We start from the raw sequence: 1,185 nt of genomic DNA, 5'->3' as shown, positions 1-1,185 counted from the left end.
GGTCGCCAATACCTATACCCGCATCAATCCAGCGACACGGACATTTCGTATCCAATCCAACGCCTTGAAAGGAACGAACTATCGCGAAGTGTATCTCGTCGCGAACAATGATCCGATAAACCTGCATCCCATCACGAATAGTGCGGGACATCGCTATAAAGTGAATCTGCAGGCCGTCCAACAAGGCGCGTGGTATACCATCACCCCCGCAGCATATGATGTCCAACAAGATACCCACTTGCAAGTCAACGTCGGCGCCTTGATTCAACAGGTGCGCGTGGTCGAATACCCCGCGGAGGGAAGTAACGAAGCGATGACAGTGCTCCAAGACAAGGTTCCCGTCGACCAAGCATCGATGCAGCTGGACTTCCAACTTCCGAATCGCACTAAAGACGATGTCTACCGTGCCATTTGGATTGAAGGATACGATGCCGAGAACAACCTGGCAACCACCCAAAAGCTCCCCTTACAAGATGCCGCCGGTTTCCTAGTGGCTCCCAATCTGTATAATGTAGATACCGTTTCCTTGCGCGGCACCGTTGGACCACTCGTAAACCGGATACGTCTGAGTGAAGATGGTATCATCAAACGATTGCTCGCAATCTCCAACCCCGCTGTGGAGTTTGTCATGAGTTTGAAAGGACATATCACCCCATCGGATAACCGCGCTATCCAGTTATCTTCCTATGACAAGTTCGATACACTTCGCCAAACAACCAATGTCGAATGTGTGAAGAGTGGCATGGGGATGACGATTCCGACCTATGATTTGAGCCAATCCGAGCTTACCGGCACATTAGAACCGAACCATGCCATTGCCAAAGTGCATATACAAGTAGATGGTAAAACTGCACACGTGGTGGACATTCCACCGGGTACCCAAGCTTTCCGAGGCGATATGACAGGAAAAATCCCATCCGCACGCGCCAAAGTCACGTTATTACCAGAAGATAAAAACGGCTATATCTGGCAGAAATACCAAGCCGTTGCGCAGCTCGTAGATACGCGGTATGATTTGGCCTTAGACACCGGAGCAGGGGCTTACTTTTATGGCAAAATAAATGTGACAGGAAAAGTCAACAGTAGCCTGGTCGGACGCATTGAAATGTGGGTCGATGGCGTGCGCAAAAATAATTACACGGTGCTAGAAGGTAGCGGTACCTTCACCATCAACATGGCTGGACG

Annotated in this window: 1 protein-coding gene; it reads left to right on the top strand. The window is 50.1% G+C overall.

What is annotated here, in order from left to right:
* Window positions 1–1,185: hypothetical protein (locus EP57_RS16950; protein WP_036085165.1), on the top strand; the 1,185-nt coding region annotated here is incomplete at both ends.

Origin of the sequence: Listeria booriae (genome assembly GCF_000766865.1) — a bacterium.
GTDB lineage: Bacteria > Bacillota > Bacilli > Lactobacillales > Listeriaceae > Listeria_A > Listeria_A booriae.
Note: the sequence above shows the minus strand (reverse complement) of the source record. Positions and strands in the feature narration are given on the sequence as shown.